Genomic DNA, 24,900 nt, shown 5'->3' on the forward strand with positions numbered 1-24,900 from the left:
TGTTTATTGTGTTGTTCGATCAATCAATCGATAGTTGGCATAGTCTCCCTGTAGCTGTAGCTTTTTAGAATTGGATACCGTTATAAAATCGCTGAGATTACGGGTCTCCACTGCTACGTTCCTGTGGTGCACCAGATCTATGACCAGTCTTCCAAAATCCTGTTCCGTACCGCTACCGTTTTTGCTCTTAAAGGGAACCCTTTGGGAAAAAAAGAGTTCTTGCCGTATAATATGGTAGTCCTCTTTGCTAATATGCAACACCACTTTTCCATAGGGAATGGTACCGATGGTGGTCCGCTCCGCGACCATTTCACATACCCATTTGTTTCCTTGGTCCAATACCTGGGATTGTTGGTAGTATTCCAGAAAAACCCCTAGATCAATCGGTGTCTTCAAAGCTTGTCCCGTATCTATCGGGGTATAGGTAAGGGTCTTCCCATCCTCATCGACAATTATCTTGGCTTTTGGAAATTGGTATACCTGGGTATTCAGCATGGTGTTTTTTATGAAATCCCCTTTTTTTTGCATGATCCCTTGGTAACGTTCCGTAACATTTTTACCGTAGAACCCACGATACATTGTAAAGGTCATGTCTACCTTGAACTGGGCCTGTTCCATATAGAATTTACCGGCCCTATCCAAAATATCCTTGATATCTTTTTCTTGGGCACACACGGAAGTAGCTTTCAAAAATCCCAAAAGAAACACGATGATGATATGGCTGTTTTGAATCTTCATTATTGGCTACTGCTTAACTTTGTATTTCCCGAACGTGTTTCCTGAATGGTATAGATTCCCCTTTCGGTCTCCTTCTTTACACGTACCAGGCCCCCTTCCGTATCGTACTCATAGAAAGTGGCATAGTTGTTTTCATCCAACTCGGCCTGAAGGCGTTGGGTAATGGGGTCGTACACAAAGGATTTCATGTTACCGTTGATGGGTAGCATCCGCACGTCGTCGAAATACGCGTTTACCCCATCCAAATTCGTCTTTAGATTTATCCGCATATAGGCTGCATCAGCAGGTATGGGAAATACGCTGGAGATTCGTTGCCAACCATCGATGACGGCACCTTTGGGTGTAAAGACACGGGAATTTTCCGGTACTGTAATAGGGGTTTCGGCTATATCCTTGAATTCCAGTTCAATAAACGTATCCTCGTAGTTTATAGCCTCAAGGTCAGGGTTTTCCAGGTAATCGAAAATCTCCGTTGTCCCTTCTATGCCAGAATTGGGAGGGCCATCGGTATCGTAACCGTTGTACTCCGATTTTAGATGGGAACCTTCAGTAGGGGTAAGTATAAAATCCGAATTTACCCGAAGTCTGTCCCCCGAAATAATAGAGACGCTGTTATGCGTTATTTCCAAGTTATCATAATTCCGCAATGGGAAATGTCTGCCTAGATTAAATTCCAGAGTGATACCAACAAATTCGGGAAAGGCCAAAACAACTTCCGGCGTCCGATATTCCAATCTGTTGTTGCTTCCTGGATCTAGGGAAAAGGAATAGCCGATGTTCTGTTCCAAGCCATCCACATTCTCTATTTCGAATTTAAAGTCATGGACGGTCACCTTGTTACCAGAGAAATCCTTTAGATATGGGAGCACCGCACTCATGTCCAAATCCGGGAAGAGAGATTTTACAACGAATTTTTGGGGCACTTCTAGTTTATCTTGTACAATGGTCTTGCTCAGTGCATTAAATAGACCCAACACGGCTTCCTTTGCTGCCTCGTCCTGATTAAAATCAATGGTTCCTGCGGATTGGGGTGTTAAGGCTTCTTCCCGGACCCAACCGCTGATTACATACTGTTGTCCGGGTTGTGGAATGAATTTGATACAACTGACCAATTCCGGTGCAGTATTCTCATCTAAATTCACCGTTATGGCCAATACCTTAAGACCCGCGCAAAGACCTTCCCCGATTCTGGCATAATAGGTATTGCCGTCTTCCAAGTTGTTCGTATCAAAATACGCGGTTCCCCCAAAGGCCTCATTATACCATTGGGTGTCACTATCCAAACGATAGAAACTAGTGATATCCGCCACTGTGCTGTTGAGGGGGAACAATACATCCTGTTCGTAGTTCCGAGCCTGCCCTGCGACATCGATGACCGAGACCCGTACTGGAAAGCGATCTTCGCCCGTAAGGGTCCCATTGGTCTGCACGGCATAATATACCGTATCGTCCACCAATGGATCATCCGGGCCATATTCCGCCCCCCCCGTGCTTGCGGAATACCAGGCAATGGTATAATCCGGGTTGGTAGGTTCCATAATCAAATCGCTGACTTTTGGGGCATTGGAACTGCAAAACTCCTGGAATCCGTTACCGTTCAATTCGGGAATACCCAGGTTTATACTCACGGCCAGGCGACAAGTGTTTCCATCCTGAGCGGCATAATATACTCCTTCATCCACAAGCACAGTGCTCAAAGGCAATTCCGTGGCATTGGAAAATGAATCGTGCCAGGTAATATTGATACCTTCCACTACTACATTGGCAAGCGTTGGATTTTCTTCCAGATCGAACGACTGGTATTCAAGGCCTTCAGGAGCTCCCAAATCAAAAATAACCTCCAGGGCCGTTCGGGTCCCCGAACCATCATCGGCCCAAAGCAATGATGGAAGTTGTATCAGTTCATCGGCTTCAAAATATCGTGTTCCCCCAACCGGATCGCTATGCCAAGTGACATTTACTGCCTGTGGGGCCACTAATTCGGCGATTGTGGGCGAATTGACGTCATCTGTATTACAGAATACCTGTGTGGCAATATCGTAGCAGGTAGTGGTATAGGGATCGATAGGTTTCCGATACACCCGAATACCATCGATCAATACATATACCGGATATGAATTCGATGCATCGGTAGCTGTCGATGCTGCCCTAAATTGCAAGATCTCCTGGACATTGGCCGCTACGAATTCCAAACGCTCCCTTTGCCATCTTGTAGCACCGACCTCGGAAACCATACGAGTTGAATTCTTAACCTCAGAACCTATGGCCAATTCCCAATACCCATAGGCCTCATCTACCATACGCGTATCCAATAGACGCGTCGCATTGGCTTGGTAAAATTCCACGATATAGGTGGCACCTTGTGTTAGGCCCGTTACGCTTGTGGAGAAGGACTCCGTAGTACTGCCAGCACGTAAGGCGCCCACACAGGCACCACCATCGGGGGAATTATTAAAGTTGGTCTTTAAATAAGGGTCGCCGTTATTGGTAAAAGGAGGTGAGAAGGTATCCGGGGTACCCTCTTCGACCGTCCACCCAAAAGCATCCAGATTTCCGTTTCTGGATTGTGGATCGGCACCGGTAGCCGTTTCGAAGCTTCCATCCGCTAGACCATCCAATATATTTGTACATACGGTTTGAGGGTCACAAAGATCACCGTTCGACGTCGCCTCGGCACTTTGCTCCAAACCGTCCGAGTCCAACCAAATGATCTGTGCCGTATTGTCCCCGACCTCTGTATTTGTTGAAAACATCGTGATTCCCGGCAAAGCGACTACCGTTCCCGATTGCGAAGTGCCCAATACTTGCCAGTTGACCGATACATTTTCGGCATTTGAATTTTGAATCCTCCACTCCCTGTTAATACTGGGTTCCTCCGAACAGAGAGCCGTTAGCACCAAAGGCTGTAAGGGAGGAATTATGAGCTCCACCAGAGTGATTCTTCTTCGGGTAAGTTCCAATATGGGAATGACGCTATTGGAAGCTACAAACCAGTAATCGCCACTATCCTGAAGAGGATCAAAATCGGGAATGGTGTAGCTATTTCCGGTAACATTCGGTATCACCTCCCCATCCTTGTACCAGATATAGCTATTATTGAGGCTTGACAAAGCTTTGGTACTCAGGGTCACCGAATCATTTTCCAATACGGAAATGGTTTCCCTGCGGTCTACATCGGCTTGCGGGTTATAGGTGAAATTATCCGCCAATGTGCTGTATTCCGGATATTCATCCTCAAAATCACTGAATACAAAGCCATTGTTTTCCAGGGTTATCTCGACCCCGGGAACGGTCAAATCCGGGATTAAAACGGGAATATCCCCACGGAAAGCATTATCGTTTAACCTAACACTTCTTAGAACCGGGAGGTTGGTTATGGTAGTGGGTACGGTTCCGGAAAAGTTGTTGTTGGACAGCCAGAACTCCTCCAGTACCGTTAGATTGCCCAGGTCGGGCGAAATACTTCCGGAGAGTTCATTGTTGGAAACCTGTATTCTGGTTAGGGTACTTATGGTCCAAAGGCTGGGTGGGATACTTTCCCTTAATTTATTATCATTAAGCTCCAAGGTCTGTAGTTGTTGTAGATTGCCTATGGATGAAGGGATTGGGCCCGAAAATCTGTTGAATCCTAGGTTTAATGTTTCCAATGCGGAAGCACTTCCTAAGGACTCGGGAATTTGACCCACCAGGATATTGTTGTTCAAGACCAATGATTGTAACACTGAAAGATCGCCTATGGCAACTGGGATTTCACCAATAACGTTGTTACTACTTAGATTCAAGTTGATCAAATGCATCAATTGCGCGATGGTTGCGGGAATTTCTCCGCGTAATCCATTATCGGGCAGATCAACACCTATAACATGGGCCTCGTCATCCGTGGTTATTCCAAACCAATCGCAGACCGGGGCATCGGTATTCCATCCCGTGTTAGTTGTCCAATTAGTGCCGCCCATGGCCTCAAATAGGTCGATCAAAGCCTGTCTTTCCAGGTCGGAGACCCCACAGGCGTCATCGGCATTGTTTAGCTTTACTGTAATCATTTCCCTTTCCAGGGTGAGGCCGGTCACGATACTGTTGGTTACGGAAAAATGATATACCGCTTCATCTTCGGTAGTAAGATCGGACAAAACCAGTTCCTTGGAAGTAGCCTCAGGAATGATCAATCCATCCTTATACCATTGGTAGCTATTATTGGCGCTTGTTGGTACATCACTGGTCAAGGTTATGGAAGATCCCGGTTCTGAATTCAAGGTTTCCGACGAATCGATCTTGGCTTGAGGTTGAAAGGAAAATCCAGTATCGAGTTGTGAGGTCAAAGCGGTAAAATCCGCTTCCATATCCTCAAAAAGATAGGTGTTATTCTCCAATGCCAAGGACCGCAGTTGAGTATTGGCCGTAAAAATATTGGAGATATCTCCGCTCAGGGCGTTTTCTGAAACAATGACCGTTTCCAGGGAAGGAAAGGCCGAAAAAACATTGGGCAGGGCACCCTGCAATCCATTATTGGGCAATATGATTTCCGTTACTGTATTATCGGTTACGGTAACACCGAACCAATCGCACACCAGGGAATTTGCATCATTGATTGCCCAGGGTTGTAGAGATTGTGTCGTATTGCTCCAGTTAGGTCCGTTGGTGGCCGTATATAAGGCAATCAATGCCTGACGCTCAGCGGGAGATACATCGCAGGAGGCAATCACATTTAGGGTTATGGGATGGCGCTCCAATTCCAAACCGGGAATGTCCGTGTTCGTTACGGTAAAATGATAGGTTCCGGCATCATCTTCCGTGGCATTTTCAATGAGAAGTTCATGCGTTATAACACTGTCAATCGGTACATCGTCCTTAAACCATGTGAAGCTATTTTCGGGAGCCGAGGACAATTCGGTAGTCAGGGTAATGCTATTGCCCAGGGTAACTGATTTTGAAGCTATTTCGTCCGTCTTTGCCTGTGGTGTATAGGTATAGCCCAAATCAAGAAATTGGGAATACCCATTGTGTTTTATTTGGAAATCCGAGAAGATATACTGGTTGTTTTCAAAATTAAACCGTTCCAGGGTACCGTTCAGGGTTGCGGTGAGAAACATAGTGCCCTCCAGTTGATTATCGTTTATGATCACTTCCTGTAAGTTGCGCAGACCAACTATGGTCGAGGGCAATTGACCGCTAAGGGTATTGTGGCTCAAGTTTAAACGTACCAAGTTGCCCATCAATTCTATTTCCCGGGGAACCTCACCGAACAGTCCATTGAAGGAGAGGTTTAAATCGGTCAAGTTGGTTAAATTACAGAACGAAATGGGAATCTGGCTTTGCAGGTTATTATTGCTCAAATCCATGGTCATCAGATTGGACAAGCTTCCTAAGGAGGTTGGGAGGACTCCGGTAAGATTGTTATTGGGTAGTAATAGGTTTTCCAGTTCTAACACGGAGCCTAAGGAAGCCGGTATTTGGCCCAAAAGACCATTATCACTTAGGTCCAATAGTTTCATATTGGGCAGATTGCCCATAGTTTCGGGCAATGTCCCGTTTACACCATTGGACTGTAACTGCAAGGTGATTACCGTACCATTTTGCACGATCACCCCAAACCAATCGCAAACAGGAGTATTGCTATCCCAGGGTCGGTCGCCGGCCAAGGTATTGGCCCAGTTATCACCATCGGTTGCGGCATATAAATCCAAAAGTGCCTGTTTTTCGGTTTCGGATACACCGCAGGTATCGACGGGAGGGTCGATGGTCAGGGCAATATCGTTACGGGTCAGGGTCAGGCCCGTGACAATGCTGTTGGTCGCTTCAAAATAATAGGTCCCCGCATCGTCCGGAGTGGCGTTTTCAATTTCGTAATCCTTTGCCGTGGCTCCGGGGATGGCCACTCCATCCTTAAACCATTGGTAGCTGTTGTTAGGGCTGGAAAGGGAGGTTGTGGTTAATGTAATGCTCTCGTTTTCGGGGACTGAAAGGGTCTCTTCCAGATCTACTTTGGCTTGTTCGGTATAAATGAATTCACTTAAATTTGCTTGGTATGATACAAATTCATTTTCAAAATTTGAGAAAACAAACTCATTTTTCGAAATGAAAAACCTATCCAGCCCTGTAAGTAAGGATATACTTTCCGGTACTATTCCAGAAAGGTTATTTTCTTGTAAAAAAAGTGATGTTAAACTCGAAATATTGCCTAAGCTGGATGGAACGCTACCATTTAATTGATTCCCCTGTAGATAAAGCAGGGTTAAATTACTTAGCAGCCCTAGTTCTGATGGAATATTGCCTGTTAATTGATTATCATTTAGTCTTAAATCACGTAGAACACTTAAATTTTCAAATTCTACGGGTATAGAACCAGAAATATTTGTATTATAGACTAACAATGATTCAAGGTTTGTTAACTGTCCAAATTCCACGGGTATAGAACCTGTAAATCCATTATTGTGTAGGTATAAGGTTTTTAAAATTGATAATTGTCCTAGTTGAAAGGGCAACTCCCCGGACAATTGATTATCATTTAATCTAAAATCTTGTAAATTTGTTAACTGCCCGAATTCTACGGGTATAGAACCTGTAAATCCATTCTTGTGTAGGTATAAGGTTTTCAAAATTGATAATTGTCCTAGTTGAACGGGCAACTCCCCGGACAATTGATTATCATTTAGTCTAAAATCTTGTAAATTTGTTAACTGCCCAAATTCTTGATGGATAGGGCCTGATAAATTGTTGTTATTTAGATTTAAAATCCTCAAACCTGATAACTGTGTAATTGACAATGGCAAACCTCCCGTTAATTGGTTATTACCTATTCTTATATCTTCCATAAGACTTAAGGAACCTATAGAAGTTGGAATAGTCCCTGACAATTGATTGTTTGAAAGATTTAATGTTCGTAAATTTTCCAATGGCCCCAAATCGGAAGGTATGGACCCCGATATTTGATTATTACTTAATCGTAAATGGATTAAGTTAGAGAATATGGCAAATCCTGAAGGAATTGTACCATCTAAGTTATTATTGGTCAAATCTATTCTCGTAACTAGGTTATTGGTCACAGTCACCCCAAACCAATCACAAACGGGAGTATTGCTATTCCAGGGCCGGTCGCCCGCCAAGGTATTGGTCCAGTTATCACCATCAGTTGCGGCATATAGATCCAAGAGGGCCTGTTTTTCGGTTTCGGATACACCGCAGGTATCGATGGGAGGGTCGATGGTCAGGGCAATATCGTTACGGGTCAGGGTCAGGCCGGTGACAACGCTGTTGGTCGCCTCAAAATAATAGGTGCCCGCATCGTCCGGGGTGGCATTTTCAATTTCGTAATCCTTTGCCGTGGCTCCGGGGATGGCCACTCCATCCTTAAACCATTGGTAGCTGTTGTTAGGGCTGGAAAGGGAGGTTGTGGTTAATGTAATGCTCTCGTTTTCGGGTACTGAAAGGGTTTCTTCGGAATCTACCTTGGCTTGGGGGGAGAACGAATAATTTGTGATATTCGTCCTGTATGCCCCGTGTTCTGTTTCAAAATCGGAGAAAATAAAATTATTATTACTATGGGAAAACGTATCAAGCGAAGTAATTGTAGAGAAGTTGGGAATAACAGCAGAAAATTGATTATTATTCAAAATCAATCTGGTCAAACTATTCAATTCAACAAGTACAGTGGGAATGGGTCCGGTTAATTGGTTTGATGATAAACTTAAGATGGTAAGATTACTTAAATTTCCAAGTGCTTCGGGAATTGCACCTGAGAGTTGATTACCTCCCAAAAAGAGAAAACTTAATGATGCCAAATTACCCAGATCGGAAGGAATAGTTCCAGATAAATTATTGGTTTGCAAGTTTAAAAAAGTGAGCTCGCTTAAGTTTCCCAAATCTGGAGGGATAATGCCGGTCAGTTGATTTTGACTTAACTCAAGACTCTTAAGGCTTAATAAATTCCCAAACTCTGATGGAATGTTTCCTACAAATTGGTTTCTATTTCCTCTGAACTCTTCAAGACTGATTAAGTTGCCAATTTCAGATGGGATAGTTCCAGACAAATTATTGGTTCCCACATTAAAATTAGTAAGGCTGCTCAAATTCCATATTTCTGATGGAATGCTCCCAGTCAAATTGTTAGCATACAGATATAGTGTTTTAAGGTTTGTTAAATTTCCCAACGTACTTGGTATGACCCCGGATAACTGATTTGTATACAGGCTCAGTGTTGTCAAATTTGTCAAACCTCCGATTTCATTGGGAATATTGCCGGAAAGGCTGTTCGTAAAAAATAAGAGTGTTTTAATAAACGAGAGATTACCTATTGATGTCGGGATTGATCCGGTTAGATTATTGTTAAATAACCGTAATGCTGTTACTTTTCTGTCTTCCACGGTGACCCCAAACCAATCACAAACGGGAGTATTGCTATCCCAGGGCCGGTCGCCGGCCAAGGTATTTGTCCAGTTATCACCATCAGTTGCGGCATATAGATCCAAGAGGGCCTGTTTTTCGGTTTCGGAGACCCCACAGGTATCGATGGGAGGGTCGATGGTCAGGGCAATATCGTTACGGGTCAGGGTCAGGCCCGTGACAACGTTGTTGGTCGCCTCAAAATAATAGGTGCCCGCATCGCCCGGGGTGGCATTTTCAATTTCGTAATCCTTTGCCGTGGCTCCGGGGATGGCCACTCCATCCTTAAACCATTGGTAGCTATTGTTAGGGCTGGAAAGGGAGGTTGTGGTTAATGTAATGCTCTCGTTTTCGGGTACTGAAAGGGTTTCTTCGGAATCTACCTTGGCTTGGGGAGAGAATGAATAATTTGTGACATTAGTCCTGTATGCCCCGTGTTCTGTTTCAAAATCGGAGAATACAAATCTGTTGTTTTGGAAAGATAGTAATGAGAGATTAGAATAACTGGCCCATTCCGAAGGTATATTCCCTAAGAAATCATTGTTATCTATAGCAATGGCATTAAGATTTGTTAGGTTACCCAAAGATGGTGGAACACTTCCTGTTAACTCATTAGAGTTTAAATACAGGGAAGTAAGATTTAAAAGATTACCAAAAGAGGATGGGATACTTCCGGATAAGTTGTTAAAATTTAAGTTTAAGTTGGAGAGGTTTTGAAGATTTCCTATTTCGGGAGGTATAGGTCCGGATAAATTATTACGGTTCAACAAAAAGTCCGAAAGATTTGAAAGATTCCCAATTTCAGGAGGTATTTCACCATTCAAATCATTGACATGAATGAACATTTTTGTCAGACTGGAAAGGTTTCCCAAAGTGGAGGGTATGTTCCCTATAAGATTATTGTTATTCAAGGCCAAAAGAGTTAGATTGGTAAGATTTCCCAATGTCGCAGGGATACTTCCAGCTAGACCATTGTTATTTAAATGAAGTTCTGTAAGGTTTAAGAGATTTCCAAGGCTCGAAGGTATACTTCCCGTTAACCCGTTACTATTGCTTAGATATAATTTAGTTAGGTCAGAAAGGTTTTCGAGAGTAGATGTTAATGTACCTGTTAAGTTATTACTTCGCAAATCCAATTCGGTCACATTACCATTTATAACAATCACCCCAAACCACTCGCAAACAGGGATATTGGTATCCCAAGGTTGGTCGCTCGCCAAGGTGTTGGTCCAGTTATCTCCGTTGGTGCTGTTGTATAGATCTAAGAGGGCCTGTTTTTCTGTTTCGGATACACCGCAGGGCGCCAGTTCCGAGGTAAGGGTCCAGTTTCCCGAAGGCTCATTACATTGCTGGAGGGTTTCCGCTCCGGCATCTGCAAAACCATCATTATTATCGTCCTGGTACCAAACCGTATCCGGATTATAGAGAGCGCCGTCAGTGCCAGGATCATCATTGCAATCGTCTAAGGGCAATACGGTATTGACGTATCCCGCACCTGGGGAACCGCAATTGGAAATTATTGAAATGGCGTACCCATCCCCATCCGCATCCAGATACCAATCTTCCGGGGTGTCAATTTCCGCCACTACTGCAGTCCTACTACTGGCATTACATTGGGTATTGGTATTATAACTTTCTGCATAATAGGTAGTCGTGGTGGATATATTCGGTGTTGTATAGTCTGCGCCGGTCGCCAAAAGAGTTCCTCCCGTTGCCGAAGTATACCATCTTACAGTATTACCGTTGGTACCTGGCGAGGCTGATAGCGTAAGCGTACCATTGCCGCAACGGGCGGAGCCGTTGCCGGAGGCGGTGCCCACAGTAGGGGATATGGTAGCGGTAATCGCCCTACGAGTGGATGCACCGCATCCCGTACCGTTATTGTAGCTCTGAGCATAGTAGGTGGTCGTTCCCGAAAGGGTAGGCGTGGTATAGCTGTTGCCCGTATGGAGCAGGGTGCCTCCACTGGCCGCCGAGTACCAGCGAATGGTATTGCCATTGGAACCTGGCGAGGCTGTCAATGTAAGCCTCCCGTTACCGCAACGGGCGGAACCGGAACCGGAGGCGGTGCCCACAGTAGGGGATATGGTAGCAGCAATCGCCCTACGGGTCGATGCGCTACATCCGGTACCACTGTTATAGCTCTGCGCATAGTAGGTGGTCGTTGACGAAAGGGTAGGGGTGGTATAGCTGTTGCCCGTATGGAGCAGGGTGCCTCCACTGGCCGCCGAGTACCATCGTATGGTATTTCCGTTGGAACCTGGAGAGGCTGTCAGAGTAAGCCTCCCGTTACCGCATCGGGTGGAACCGGAACCGGAGGCGGTGCCCACAGTAGGGGATATGGTAGCAGTAATCGTCCTACGGGTCGATGCGCTACATCCAGTACTACTGTTATAGCTCTGTGCATAGTAGGTGGTCGTTGACGAAAGGGTAGGGGTGGTATAGCTGTTGCCCGTATGGAGCAGGGTGCCTCCGCTCGCCGCCGAGTACCATCGTATGGTATTTCCGTTGGAACCTGGCGAGGCTGTCAGAGTAAGCCTCCCGTTACCACAACGGCTTTTGTTGGATCCGGATGCGGTACCCGGCCTCGGATTTACCGTAATGGCAATCTTATTACTGAACAATTGTTGCGAACCACAAGAGATTACCCTACGCCGATACCATCTGGTAGCGGTCAGGACCGGAGGGTTGTACGTGAGTCCCGTGGCTCCGGATATATTGGAATAGGAACCATTTTGAGAGGTGGCAATCTGCCATTGATAACTATAGGTTGTACCGCCACTGGCCGAGGCCGTACTTCCAATGGTGCTAGGGTTGCCACCGGCACAGATGGTCTGGGCCCCTGAAATAGAACCCGGTTTAAATGAGGATATTGAAGATACGGTTCTTGAGGAAGAGGACGAACTCCACACTCCTGTATCATTGTTTCGGGCACGGAGGTAATACCTACCTGGGGAGGTAACCAAATAATCCGAGTCTCGATTGTTTATGCTGGTACCGTTGGAATTGGTACCTTGCCAATACCAAGATATGCCATTTGGAGAATTCGCCCTTAGGGTTACGGTGCCACAGTTGTTGGAACTGATCGTTGGTGTAGAAGGGGTTGGTGGAGGGGTCGGACCTTCCTGAGTTATCCTAAAACCACTTACCGTACCCCCATTTACCCGAATTTGAAAACTTGCGGTTCTGGAGACCGTAGTCCTTCCTACGGTAATCCTAAAGGATGTTGAGCCAGCCTTGGTGGTAGTTACCCAACTTTGCGCTGTAACTATACTAAGGGTACCACTACAATTTGAAGGTTTGTTGATGAATATTACCTGAGAACCTCCATTCCTAGGAAATGAAGTGTCCCCTGAAACGGTCAATCCAAAACACGTTGAGCCCTGTGCCCTTATAAAATCAACTTTGCCAAAGGCTATACCCAGGGCAAGTATTATAAAAAAGAAGTGTTTTTTTCTCATAGTATTCTCCTTTTGGGGAACGTCTTGTTTCTTTGCCATAACCATAGGAAATGACCTGCTGTTCAATTTTTGAGCCGTATTTTGGACTGCATTCCATGTTGAATATCCACCCATCTTCATTACTTCCTGGGCGTTTGGGGTACGTAATTGTTATAATCTATAAAAACGCCCTCGTTTTTGGTGTTTTGACATTTGTGTGAATCTACCTTTACATCGATATAGATATCCGGATAAGGCCCATTTTCAAGTGGGTTGCCCGTTACCCGATTAATCAGTTTAAACTCGGCGGCGATCGTATAGGCGGACTGGCCGTTCTTTCTGGTCTTGTTTCTTCCGCCGACATCAAAGGCAATCAGTTTGGTGCCACTGGCATCCAGGGTAATCTCCCCGACATATTCCCGGGGGGAGTTGATGTCCATAACAATTTCCCTATCGACCAGAACGGCCCAGTTAATGATTCTTTCCCCTGCTTGGTAGTCCCTTTTGATTTCGATACGATAGGGGACTACCGCATGGGGTTTTCCACGCACTATGAAGCGTGATTGGACCCCCTGACAGTATTCCAATCGATTCCCGGGTTCACCGGCAGGTTGGTAGTCGAATCCCGTATGGTCGTTTTGGGTGATTACGGCATCGGTAAGAACCGGATAAAAATCATCGTCACAGGCATCGCCTACACCATCCCCGTCGTAGTCCAATTGAGGCAATGGATTCCAGGTAAAGCGACAATTGTCAAAGGTATCCAAAACCCCGTCAATATCGGCATCATTGTCCATAGGAGGTTCCCCGAGCAACTGTCGTTCCAGATAGACCTCATCGCCCTTTCGCAGTACCAGGCTATTGCGTCCGGTATGGGAACGCGCATCCGAAATGAACGCATTATCCCCTTGATTGCCGTCCAGGGTTTCCTGAAAATTGAAGTGGCCGTTCAGGGTGTTTATCATGCTGTAATCATAATCCTCAAAGTTGTCCACACCCATATCCTGGTACTTGCTGTTGGAGGCCACGGCGGTCGGTAAGGTATAGGCATAGCCATACTGGGCGGAGGAATGCCGATTTAATGCATCGCGATTCTCTAACTCAACTCCAAAAGGACTATACTGCGTCACCTCACTGGCAAATGTCCATTTTTGTTCCTCTTCAATATGTTGTTCGGTTACCGTACGTTCCCAGATACCCTCGTTTAAACTGTAAAACGGTTCGAATTCCTTGAAATAGCCTTCCTTTCTGGTATTGATCTTGTCCGAAATAGCGTTGGAAGCTTCCGTACGTTCGGTTAAATAGGCAAAGGACCTTTTGGCCCTCCATTCTCCTTTTACGTTATACAAAAATGGGTTAAAGCCTAGGCTCTCCAGCGGAATAGCGGCCAATTCCTCGGATGATGTAACGCTTTTGGGTAATACGCTAAAAGGTCCCTCACATTGGCAATTCCACAAATCGTCATACTCCACGGCACTGGCATTGACAATTCTTAGATTGTCCTCCTCGTTGGTCGTGGCTTGTTGAATTAGACTGGTATTTAGAAAATCGGTATAGGAATCCCCGTTCTTTATTGGATTTTTCATTAAAGTGACGGACGCCATATTGGCCATGTGTTGATTGCGATAGCCTGAACGAACCACTTTAAACTCAACAGTTTCCTGAATGTTGAGGTTATCTCCGGAGGCACTTTCCCTATCCATAAGACGTACGTTGTTTCCACTAAACCCAATGACCCATAACCGCATTGGTTCGGATTCGTCATTGCCGACCAAAAGCTCATCCCCAGGATGGAGATAGTCTCGTGCGTTACCCTCAACAAGTGTAAAAACCTCCCCATTTTTTTGTAAGGTGCCGGTGAAACCACTGTTTTTGGATGCTTGCCCCATACCAGGATATGCCCAATAGGCCGGGAAATTAAAATTGTAGTAGGCGTCGTTAAATTCGTTAACGGTACGCGTCAACAGGACCTGCCCCGTTTCCGCGTCCCAGGCCTCGTTGATCGTGGAAACTTGGGAACCCAAGTCGGTCGCAATTTTTTTCCGTAACTGTGCCGTAGTGTGAATTACCTTGGTGGTTATGACGGAATGGGCCACATTTTCAATTTTTGAAAGTGATGGCGGGGCGCTAGGTACAATAACGGGGAACGGTCCAATAAACAAGGTAACCACATTTAGCTTTACCCCATTGGTTTCGGCTCTGGAATAGCTTTCCCTAAAATCGGTGACCACATCATAATCAACACCGATATGTAGATTTGTTGTTACCTCACCTTTTCGATCAATTGTGGGCAATTTGTTATCCAAGCGGCTTTTGTCGTTCTCATCAACGCTATATTCATATTCCACTGAGGAGACGAGTAGTTTTTCATTTTCGCTATCCGTCTCCGGTTCGTTTTCATCCGGTTCCCCGAAAACTTTTTGCATACGCACCTTCCCGTTCATATCATTGGTATGCACAACAAAGCCTTGGGATAGGGCATATTCACTTTTAATATTCACAGGAGCACCCAATAAACCCTTTACCAAGTTCCTCAAGAATTCACCTTGATTGGTCGCATAGTTATTGGGACTATCCAAGACCGTATGGTCTACTCGGGTAGGGAAATCCTTTGAGGTATAATGTTCGGTAACCACCTTGCCAGTGGCATGTCTATGGATATCTTCCTGATCGCGTTCTAGATTCTGAACGGTTACACGGCTATAGGTAACCGTAGCGGATGGGAAAAATTGTTCGCCAAAAGGTTTTTCAATATAACTTACTTCCTTTGGTGCGACCAGACGATCCCCTTTATCATCATTGTAAAAAGGTTCCACGAATGGATTTTCTTTGCTCATGTTGGGCTCGTAGGTGGCCACTCCGCTGGAAGAGCCATCTTTAAGCGTGTACTCATAGGTTTGGCCGTATTCCTTATCATAGCGTTCGTCCCCCTCGGGTGCTCCCACCATGCGATGCCATTGATCTTTCATTACCAATTTTTTCACTCGACTTCCGCCGCCCATTTTGTACTCCTTGGGGGTGGACAAACGAATCCATGATTTTTCGGGAATGAATTTTTGCCCGTTCAGATAATTCAACTGTCTAAGCTTGGCATTTGGTCCCTTGAAGATATCCGAGATGGCTCCAAAAGAACTTATGATCTCTTTCGCTATATCGGCAATGTTCTGGGTGCCCGCATCACGGTTAAGCCCATATACGTAGCCGTTTAAATGTCTTCTTCCAAAATACCAACTGGCCAACGATATTGGATTTACCTTTGGTTTGGCCAAACCAAAGAGCACGCCCTCCATATCCCAAAACTTCATGGGGATGGCCGCATACACAGGTTGGTTATTGCCTCCGCCGAAAATGGTTATCTCCCTATCATTGCCGCTCTCATCAATTTCAAAGTAGCCGGTGACATAATCATAGTCCTTACTAGATTTGGAGACGGCACCCCTTTTGGTCATGTTCATCAAAAACCTAAAATAGATGGGCTTGTCCAATTGATTTTTTAAGTACTTCGCTTTAAACTCCTCCGGTGTAATCAGGGCTTGTTCATCGGGCAATTTTATGTAGAGGTACCTGGCTTCATCGGAAAAAGAACCATCGTCATTTCTTTGCAAGGATAGCCCAGTATATAATTTGTTATTTTGTTCCCCTTCTGGATCTGATGATGAACTATCCTTTCCCGCACCAACAACTTTGAACATTTGCATGGCATTTCGGTTTTGAACGTACTGATAGTCATCAGTTTCATAGGTCAATTCAATTTTACCCCCGGAAGGCAAATCGATCGAAGAAAGAGACCAGGCGGAGGCATACCTATCTTGCTGTGCACGGTCTTCCTGTTGAACAAAGGGAAACTCGGGCGCCGTAATGGGATCTTGGGTTCCACAGCCCCCGTCCGTATTGGGTTTGTAGTTTCCCCAAATATCATAGGACTTCAAATTGTATGGGGGATTAAACGTATCGTAGTTGAACGTATATGGGGTAAATTTTCCCATATCCGAACCCCTATAGGTAAAGTATACTTTTTTCAAGGTCAATTTACCTAGGTTGTTAGAGGCATCGACTTCAAAATCCCTATGATTGGGAACTCCTGGGCAAAGGGAATAGTCGTATATGAAATGGGCCGTTTTGATAGGTGTAATGAATTTATCATTCCCTGGGTCATCATCGAGTATTAGGGCAGCCTCCGCTTCTGGTTTCGAATAGAGCCGTATCCGTTCAATTTTGTATTGTTCCTGCCCCAATTGCTCATTTTCGGGGAGTCCTCCATTACTATCTCTGGTACCCAATCCATCGTCGCGCGAGGTTAGATCAAAAAGAGCGACATGAGTCTTGGTGGTAATTCTATCGATGTACTTGATTTCTTTTCTTCCATAGATATAATTTGCCTTCTGATCGTTCGGGTGGGTATTGAGACCGGCATCATACGCTGCCTCCATGGGTCTCTCACCATAGGGAATTCGCCAATTGTAAAGTAGCTCCTCCTGAATCTCTTCCTCACCATTCTCCTTTCTAAGTTTGTTGAAGAGTTCCGTCTGGGTGTTGTATTCAAACAAGGTATACCCTCCCAAATCATCATCGGTAGGACCATTTCCGGTAATATCCTCATAGTCCGATGAAAGCACAGACGAAAGGAGATACGTATGTGCATATTCCGGTGTTTTGACACTACTAAAAAACTCATCGATGCCCGAACCGTTTGATTTGGAATTTTCATCCGCATCATATCGGACAATTCCCGTAGCACAGTCCCCAAAATTTCTGGTGGCGAAAGTAACCTCTTGTTTTTCCAGGTTATAGGCAGTTTCCCCGAACACATATGTGGCCCCGTCTCCTTTTAAAATTTGTATTTCCGCAGTGTGGTGATCTTTGGCCTTTTCATTTACCCGATTATGGCCTGGGTATAGGTTTCTTATTTCGGCGGTCGTGAATTTTTGAACGTTTTGGTTGCGAACTTCCCTAAATTGTCTTTTAAACTTTTTAGAAATAGGAGGAAGTGCACTTTGATCGGGGTTGTCCGAGTCTACTTCAGTGGGATAAAAAGGTACCCCGTTATCTTGGTATCTCTTTACTCGAAACTGATTTTCCGCCTGTTTATTGAAACTCTTTTTTAGAAATTCGTTCAAGGCATTTTTAGGTCCGGGAATTTCCAAGGCTATGGGGCTGTAGCCCCCTAAATCATTGAATAGTTGATAATCCTTATCCACCCGGGGTTCTCCAATATATTTAAAGTATACAGGCTCATAGTCCGGGCTTTCACCATTGGGTCCGGTACTAGTGTTTCGTATATCTTCCCTGGTTTGTTTAAAGTTGACCAGTGCTGTCGTATTCCAGATACCGGTTCTGCTATAGGTTGGGGCGGCAGTTAAATTTACACCGACGTGAACAGACGAGGTGGTCTCGACCTCCACCCCCAACTGGAAACTATCGCTTTCATCTTCCACCAATTCATCGTTGATTTGCCCTACTTGGCTTCGAAAAGGACGAAACATTCCTGCTATGCCTTGTCCATTGACTGAATATAGGTCATACGTATAATTGGCCGTGGGCAATACCAGTGTACTTTTACTGATTACCGCATCTTTTTCCCGATTGTAATCCAGGATATCATCGGTAGTTGCGTGGCCGGTGAATTCATAGCCATATGCTTTTTCGTTTCTTTCGGGACTCTTGATTTGTTGTACCGTGCCCATTGCCGAAATCTCCGCTTCTGCGTCAAAACCCCAAACAGAGGGCCCAACAGAAAGGGATGCCGTACCACTAATAGTTCTCAGGGCAGTTCTTTTTCTTGGGGTTATCGTCGTATTTTCAAAGGACACCAAACCTGTTCCACCAAGGTCAAATCTTGAATTCACATCTTCTAAGCCAGAATTACTACCTCCTCCGGCAACGGGACGTTCCCCAACCTTAAATTCTTTGGCAAGGGAGGCATTTAGACTAAAATTGGTCAACCCGCGATTGGAATTATAGGAAATACCGGCATTTAAATTCCCGTCTATTCCTTTATAAATATTATCAAGTGTTTTGCTCCCACCGATACTGGGGGAAACGGATACGCCTTCCGTAGCGGAAGTTTGTACGTTTATGCCTACGGAGACATTATCCGAAAGACCAAAGGAAAGCCCCAAGGAGGGTGAAAAGGAAAGTCCTGTATAGTTGTTATACTGAAGATTGACCCCTATGGAGGCAGGGATTAGGCTTTTGATATTATCCGGCGTCTCGAATCCAAATATTTGGGGATCAACGGCAGCTTCAACCCCTACGGTTACATTGTCCTTTAGATTCTCTTCGTATTTCATTTCGTCTCCCTTGAAATCGTCAGGGATTCCACGTACCTGGCGGTTGATCTGGCCTACGTTTAAATTCCAACCAAGCCCTACCCATGAGGCCTCCTGATCCATGGTCACCCCGGAGTCATAGGCCAAATTCAAAGGATATCCGCCTACGTCCATAATTGGAATGTTATAATTGAAATTCCCAGAGGCCAGATTCACCATATCCGAGGTACCGATCGGGGTAAACGAATTGAATTCGGGCTGTGAAGGACCACTCGTCAATGCCCATAGGTTTGAAGCTTGGGTCATTTGAAGGATCAACTGTATGGCCAGATAACTGGCAATGACCTTGGAAAACTTACTGGTTCTGATTTTTTGTATCATTCTATAACAGGGTTATAACTTCAATGGAGTTTCTTTAAACTTAAATTTTATGATTCCGTTCCCGAAAAGTCCGTCTTGATAGACCAGTTGCAATTGCTCGTTCTCAGGAATATTTCCAAAATGAAGTAGCAATCTTTTAAAGGGCGCTAGTTTAAAATTTCGCTCAAATGTGACCCCGGAACAATTGATCGAGTCTCCTGACTGTGTAATGGCCATGAAATCCTTTTCTATGAAAAAGGCCATATACTTTACCGCGGATTCATAATCCAAATTGGAATACTGGGATTTTAAAAGATCGTCCCTTGATTCATGACGAAATTCCATTTCTATTATCCGTTCGGTTTTATGGGCCTGGTACATGGAATCGATTCTGGAAGGATTCTCCAGACCTTCATTTTTAACCATGTAATATTGAATAGGAACCAAAGTGGCCGTATAGGAGATATTGGAAAAATTTTGTGAAATGGACATGGATTTCCATCCGGTACGTTCCAAATTGAAGAATTTGTACGATTCATAGGTCTTGCCCAAGTCCGTATTCGTCTTACAACCGTTGGAAATAAGCACTACTAGGATAATCAGAAGTATAGTCGGGGAACTCTTCATCAAAGTGTTTTTAACTTTATTTAGTATGCTAAAAACTATTCTTGGTATAGAATCGATTCAATCTTTTTCAACCGTTTATGCAGTTCCAGGTTCGTCTTTCCCTGCAATTCCAAAGTCTGGTTTAGCTCAATAACGTAGAGGGTGAGTTCTTCAATCTTCTCAAGAAGTTTCATTTCCATATTTCCGAGTTCCACGCCATGCCTTTCCATATCTTTCGCCGAAGGTATATTGGGCAGGTGTCCATTTTCCCTAATGTAATTCTGGACTTCTTGTAGGGTGTTCAGTCTATATTCTTTATGAAAGACATAGTCCGGTGCGGGAACGGAGAGATCTACTTTCACTTCTTCGGCATGTATTCTTCCTTTAATGGTAAGGGGAGCATCCGGAGTACTGGTCCCAACACCTACATTTCCTGAATTGAAGTGGATATCATTGCCGTTTACAATCCATGAGGTAGATTGTGAAGGTGGCTCCGTTCCATTTTCAAATAACCTTATATTGCGAAAAAAGCTTTGTTGCGTATCGGGATCGTCATCCTTGTTTGCTACAAAAACCAAATAAGTAAAATTACCGATAAAAAAATCCCCAACAGGAACCCGATAGGAGACCCAATCCGAACCTGTATAATTCTGAAAATCAAGTAACCCCCAATTTTGGCTACCGGCCACTTGAAACATACGAAATCGATCAAAATTGCCCACGGCATTGTCATTTTCAAACAAAATGCCATGTATTTCGCCGAGACCTAGGATCCTAACATCAAATTCCAGAATGGTATTCTCCGTTACATTGTAGTTTATCTCCGTCCTTTTCCAGGCGTTCCCATCGATTTTGATCGTGTTGCCATTATCCTGAATCTCAAAAACCCCGGCATCCTGTGAGCCTGGTGCATGGGGAGTAACCGTTACCGGTGTTCCATTGATCAACAAATCAGTTTGCCCGAATGAAATGCAGGTGACAAGAAAAAATAGTACAATTAGTGTTCTCATAATTAGGTGTTCTGGTTTATAGGTTTTATAGTATCGGTCGCATACTACTTTTTATGTTTTTTTGTTGTAAAATATAGTGGGTGGGCTCTTCCATTTTTTCAAGCAACCCTGAGACCTATTGAGATTATATTCCGAATTTTTTCGAATCGCATCGAAGTCGACCGGAAAGTCGGTATTATTTAAAATTCTGGAAATTGCCCCTAAATTGGAGGTGCTGATCCGGGTATTTTCAATACAATAGGAGATTGTACGGAAAAGTACGTGTGAAGTCTGTTTTTTTGGCATAGTCGGGGGAACTAAAAATTAAGGGTATTACAATTATGTTATGCGTATAAAAGTTTAATTAAATTGTTATCATTGTTTTGTGCTTGCTACCGCTCTCCTTCATAGCGGCTATTGGAATAGTTCATTACCTCATCCGTGATATCTTTTCCTTTTTGGGCATACATCACATTACCGTTGCCTTGCGTACCCAATACTATTTTATAGTCGTTTGCCATGCCGTATTCGTTCACATAGGTGTTTAAGCGGTTCCATACAGTCTGACTTATCTCATTGGAAAAGCGTTTGTTCATAGTATTCAATACCTGATCTTCGTTTCTCAATTGTGTTCCTAATGCTTCCAGTTTATCCGTTTGATCGTTATCCCTGAAAATATCATAGATTATACACAGACTATCCAATTTTTTTTTCTGTTTCTTTATTTTATCGCCATTGATTTTGTTCAAGTCCTTTGTCATATTAAAACCGTTGAACAGTCTTATATTATCTATATATACAATTTCTCTTTTTTCGTGGGAAAACTTGACCCATACAAAGGCCATTAGAGCAAGAAGGATTACCGTATTGCAAATAGTAATACTAAAAATAAATCTATAGTTCACTACTATGGGAAGTTGGGGAAACGTTCAAATATATCCGATTTTATTTTCATATAAAAGAAAAATATCGATTATTTACTAATAGTTTAATTCTTCTTAAAATGTCGTTCTTCTTTTCCGTTCAAAATGATCATTACATCGTTGGCAATTTTCTTTATCCTGAGGCCGTTTACCTCGATGTTTGTATTTACACGATACAATTTCCCGTCTATCCGTACCAACCCCAACCGACCTTTGCTATTACTGGACTTTACAAATCCCAAATACTCTATTTTAGGCCATAGAACAGGTTTTGAAATTGTTCTGGGCCTTTTTTTTGGCTTTTTTTTCGTAGGCGTTTTTGTTTTGGCAACCGTTTTTCCCAGAAAGGGATCCCGTTCGGGAAAACTTAGTGCTACCGTATCTTTTTTTCTAATCTTTGCAACTAGTGGTTTTGTGGGAACTTCCTGAATAAATGGAGTTCCGGTCTTTGTAAAATACGGGGCGATAAACTTGTATAGGACAATCCCCCAGATGCAGGAAACCGCAATAATCAATAGCGTATTTAGTTTCTTTTTGTCCATCTAATTCACAATAAAAGAGCCTGTTGCACTATTTTCCCCAGTATTACCTGCCGCATCGGTGCCCCTAACTCTCCAGTAATAGGTGTCCGCAGAGGAAAAGGTACTTGAAAATTCCCCATCGCCATTGGTATCGGTCAATGAGATGGTACTAAAATTCTCGTCTGATGAGATTTCTATGGTTCCCGTGATTATGGATTGCACTTCCCCGGTATCCGTAAAACTCCAGGCAAAGTCTACTTCGTCCGTGGTCGTAAACATTTGGTCTGTGGTAGGCGTACTTAAAGTAGGAACCGGAGGATCTTGGGTATCGAGAAAAAAGGTTCTACGAAAAAAACGGGTTGCGCTGCTACCATTTGTGGCCTTTACTCGCCAAACGTATTCGGCGTCCCCGGTGACTATCCCTTCTCCTATGGTGATGGAGGATTCAACTAGACCTGAATCTTTAAAAACCGATGTTTCGCTGGAACCGCTTACTTGAAGTATTTCAAATTCATAGGTGTCCGCGGTACTGATGCGTTGCCAGGAAAAGTTCATTGCCGCATTGTTCACATACCTATTATTTTCTGGAGACTCTAAAGTGATTATCTGATTGGTAAGATCCAAGGAGGCCACCACCGAAAAGGCCGATTCGAAAGTATAAGGGGTAAAGTAGGCAAAGTTTTCTCCACGAACCCGCCACCTATACATTCCCGGTTCTATTTGATAGTTGAACAATGTTCTATTGATCAAGGAATCCAGTATAATAAACTGGCCATTACCGGCCATTACCTGCAGGCGGTAGTCGTCGGCACCTTCCAAAGCTCCCCACCGCAGTTGTACAACATTCCCCTCAATTGCTGCTCCATCCATCGGGGCAATGATGGAAATGGCGTCGTCGGAAATGTCTTCTTCCAAAATATCATCACACTGAAAGCAAAATAAAGCAAGGACAAGGTAAAGCCCTTTATTTGATTTTTTCATAATTCTGAAATATTAGCTGTTCGAACAATTTTTTTCTTCTGCTCCTGGGTTCTTTTTCCACAAAGAACTTTAGGCTTACTACGCGGGAATAATCGAATTCCTTTTCGTACTGGTATGTGGCCTCCAATAAATCCTTGTATCCTCCAGAGAGGATTAGCTGATTGGTATAGATGTTAAAATAATCGTTGTTGGCCATGTGGATTTCCTCCAATTTTACCAGATCTGATCCATTTTCAATCTGATTGAACGTATTCAGGATTTCCTGTTGTACCACATCGGCGTTTGCTGCCTCTTTTCCGATGACTAGATCCAAATAGGCTACTTCGTTCTTTAAAGCGACAATTTTTTGTCGGGAATTGCTTACCTCGGACAGTTTTAATCGGGAAGACCGTAGGTTGTCATAGGCGTCAATAGTCAATGAGAAAGATCTTTTGTAGCCGGTAATCGCTAAAACGATCAATAACACGATTAACACGAGAAACTTTTTCTTATACGTGATGTTTTCAAACATTGAACTTCAGTTTTAGTCGTATTTCGAAACTACTGCTCGCACCATCTTTCCGAAAGTCTACTATCTCCAGGTTCTCGATCCAGTGATATTTTTTAATGGCTTTGATCCAGTCTGCAAAGGCGTCATTGGAAGAGGTTCCCCCCTTGATCTCTACCCGATCGTTGATGAAATTGATTCGTTGGCCCGGTTTAATTTTGGACATAGGGGCAAAGATGTCCAGTTCGTTCAAGTGTATTTCGGGAGGGATGTCTTTGGTGATTTCCGATAGATAAAAACTTAAGAAGTTACTATCGTTCAAACCCGATTCGTTTAACATCGCCTCTTTATTGGCCCTATCATTTTCGAGCAATACCAATTTTTTGTAGGCAATGTTTTTTTCCTCCAGTTCCACTTGGAGGTTGATATAAGCTTGTTGGTAGTGGCCCAATAGTAAGTAACTAGCCAAAAGGGCCAGCAGAAAACCGGGCAGGGCCACAACACCGAGGCCGTTGAATGCTTTTCTAAACCTGAATTCCTCTGTATTGGCCTTAAGAAAGCCCTTCTCAAATTCGATGTCCGAATGCGGGAAAAGATGGTTCAAAAGCGTGGCAAACGAAACAATGTCCTTGGATCGGATTTTCTCCCCATCTATTTCATAAAAGGTCTGATCATCGGTATTCCCATGTTTGGCAAAATCGGATATCCTATCATTTTGAAAGTCGAGTACAAAATACCGGGTGCGCAAGGAATTCACAATCGGCAACAAAGGCTTCATTACGGAAACCACCAAGGGTCCTATACTGATATCCACAATAAAAATCCCAAGTTTCCTAAATGTTTCCATTTTATCATCGATCACCGATTTGCGCACTACGGAGACATAGATGTACGTTGGTTGACGAAGTTCGTACCAATAAAAATCACCATCACTGGCATTAAACAATAATTTGGAGCGGTAATTTCCGGTATTCTCTACTTTTTTGGAAATAATTCCCTGTCCCGTAAAGGATAACAAAGTTGGTCTGTTTTTAGGGATATTTTTCAAAAGTTCGTCAAAATCGGCATAGGTTACAGAAGAATCTATGGCAAGTGCACTGCCTTTTCGCGAGACCTCAATGGCATGGTATTGTGGTTTACCTTCCTGTAGTAGGATTTCGATACAAAGAAATCGGTTGCCTGTAATTATCCTATGTAACACCTTTTC

At 43.9% G+C, this 24,900-nt stretch carries 10 protein-coding genes; all 10 read right to left on the minus strand.

Annotated elements, in window-relative coordinates:
• Positions 1–3: 3 nt before the first annotated feature.
• Positions 4–738: a hypothetical protein gene (locus D7Z94_RS23910; RefSeq protein WP_120714176.1), complete on the minus strand. Its 735-nt coding sequence runs from the start codon at positions 736–738 to the stop codon at positions 4–6.
• Positions 738–12,578 carry an Ig-like domain-containing protein gene (locus D7Z94_RS23915; protein ID WP_158594718.1) on the minus strand — a complete coding sequence of 3,947 codons (11,841 nt, stop codon included), beginning with the start codon at positions 12,576–12,578 and terminating at the stop codon, positions 738–740. The genes D7Z94_RS23910 and D7Z94_RS23915 overlap by 1 nt, the downstream gene beginning before the upstream one ends.
• 119 nt (positions 12,579–12,697) lie before the next feature.
• Positions 12,698–19,207, minus strand: coding sequence for a hypothetical protein (locus D7Z94_RS23920; protein WP_120714178.1), 6,510 nt, complete (start codon positions 19,205–19,207; stop codon positions 12,698–12,700).
• A 12-nt stretch (positions 19,208–19,219) separates the two neighbouring features.
• On the minus strand, positions 19,220–19,813 hold the full coding sequence (locus D7Z94_RS23925; protein WP_120714179.1) for a hypothetical protein: 594 nt from the start codon (positions 19,811–19,813) through the stop codon (positions 19,220–19,222).
• A gap of 35 nt (positions 19,814–19,848) precedes the next feature.
• Positions 19,849–20,802: a tail fiber protein gene (locus tag D7Z94_RS23930; protein WP_147415984.1), complete on the minus strand. Its 954-nt coding sequence runs from the start codon at positions 20,800–20,802 to the stop codon at positions 19,849–19,851.
• A 371-nt stretch (positions 20,803–21,173) separates the two neighbouring features.
• On the minus strand, positions 21,174–21,686 hold the full coding sequence (locus tag D7Z94_RS23940; protein WP_147415986.1) for an OmpH family outer membrane protein: 513 nt from the start codon (positions 21,684–21,686) through the stop codon (positions 21,174–21,176).
• 83 nt (positions 21,687–21,769) lie between these two features.
• On the minus strand, positions 21,770–22,246 hold the full coding sequence (locus D7Z94_RS23945) for a hypothetical protein (protein ID WP_120714183.1): 477 nt from the start codon (positions 22,244–22,246) through the stop codon (positions 21,770–21,772).
• Entirely contained in the window at positions 22,247–23,206 is a 960-nt protein-coding gene (locus D7Z94_RS23950; protein ID WP_120714184.1) for a phage tail protein, read from the minus strand.
• Positions 23,190–23,717 (minus strand): hypothetical protein, encoded by a 528-nt coding sequence (locus D7Z94_RS23955; RefSeq protein ID WP_120714185.1) that lies wholly within the window; start codon positions 23,715–23,717, stop codon positions 23,190–23,192. The genes D7Z94_RS23950 and D7Z94_RS23955 overlap by 17 nt, the downstream gene beginning before the upstream one ends.
• A complete protein-coding gene (locus tag D7Z94_RS23960) occupies positions 23,710–24,894 on the minus strand; it encodes a hypothetical protein (RefSeq protein ID WP_147415988.1) in 1,185 nt (394 codons plus the stop codon). Before D7Z94_RS23960 ends, D7Z94_RS23955 begins: the two co-directional genes overlap by 8 nt.
• Positions 24,895–24,900: the final 6 nt, after the last annotated feature.

It is taken from the genome of Ulvibacterium marinum, from assembly GCF_003626755.1.
Lineage (GTDB): Bacteria > Bacteroidota > Bacteroidia > Flavobacteriales > Flavobacteriaceae > Ulvibacterium > Ulvibacterium marinum.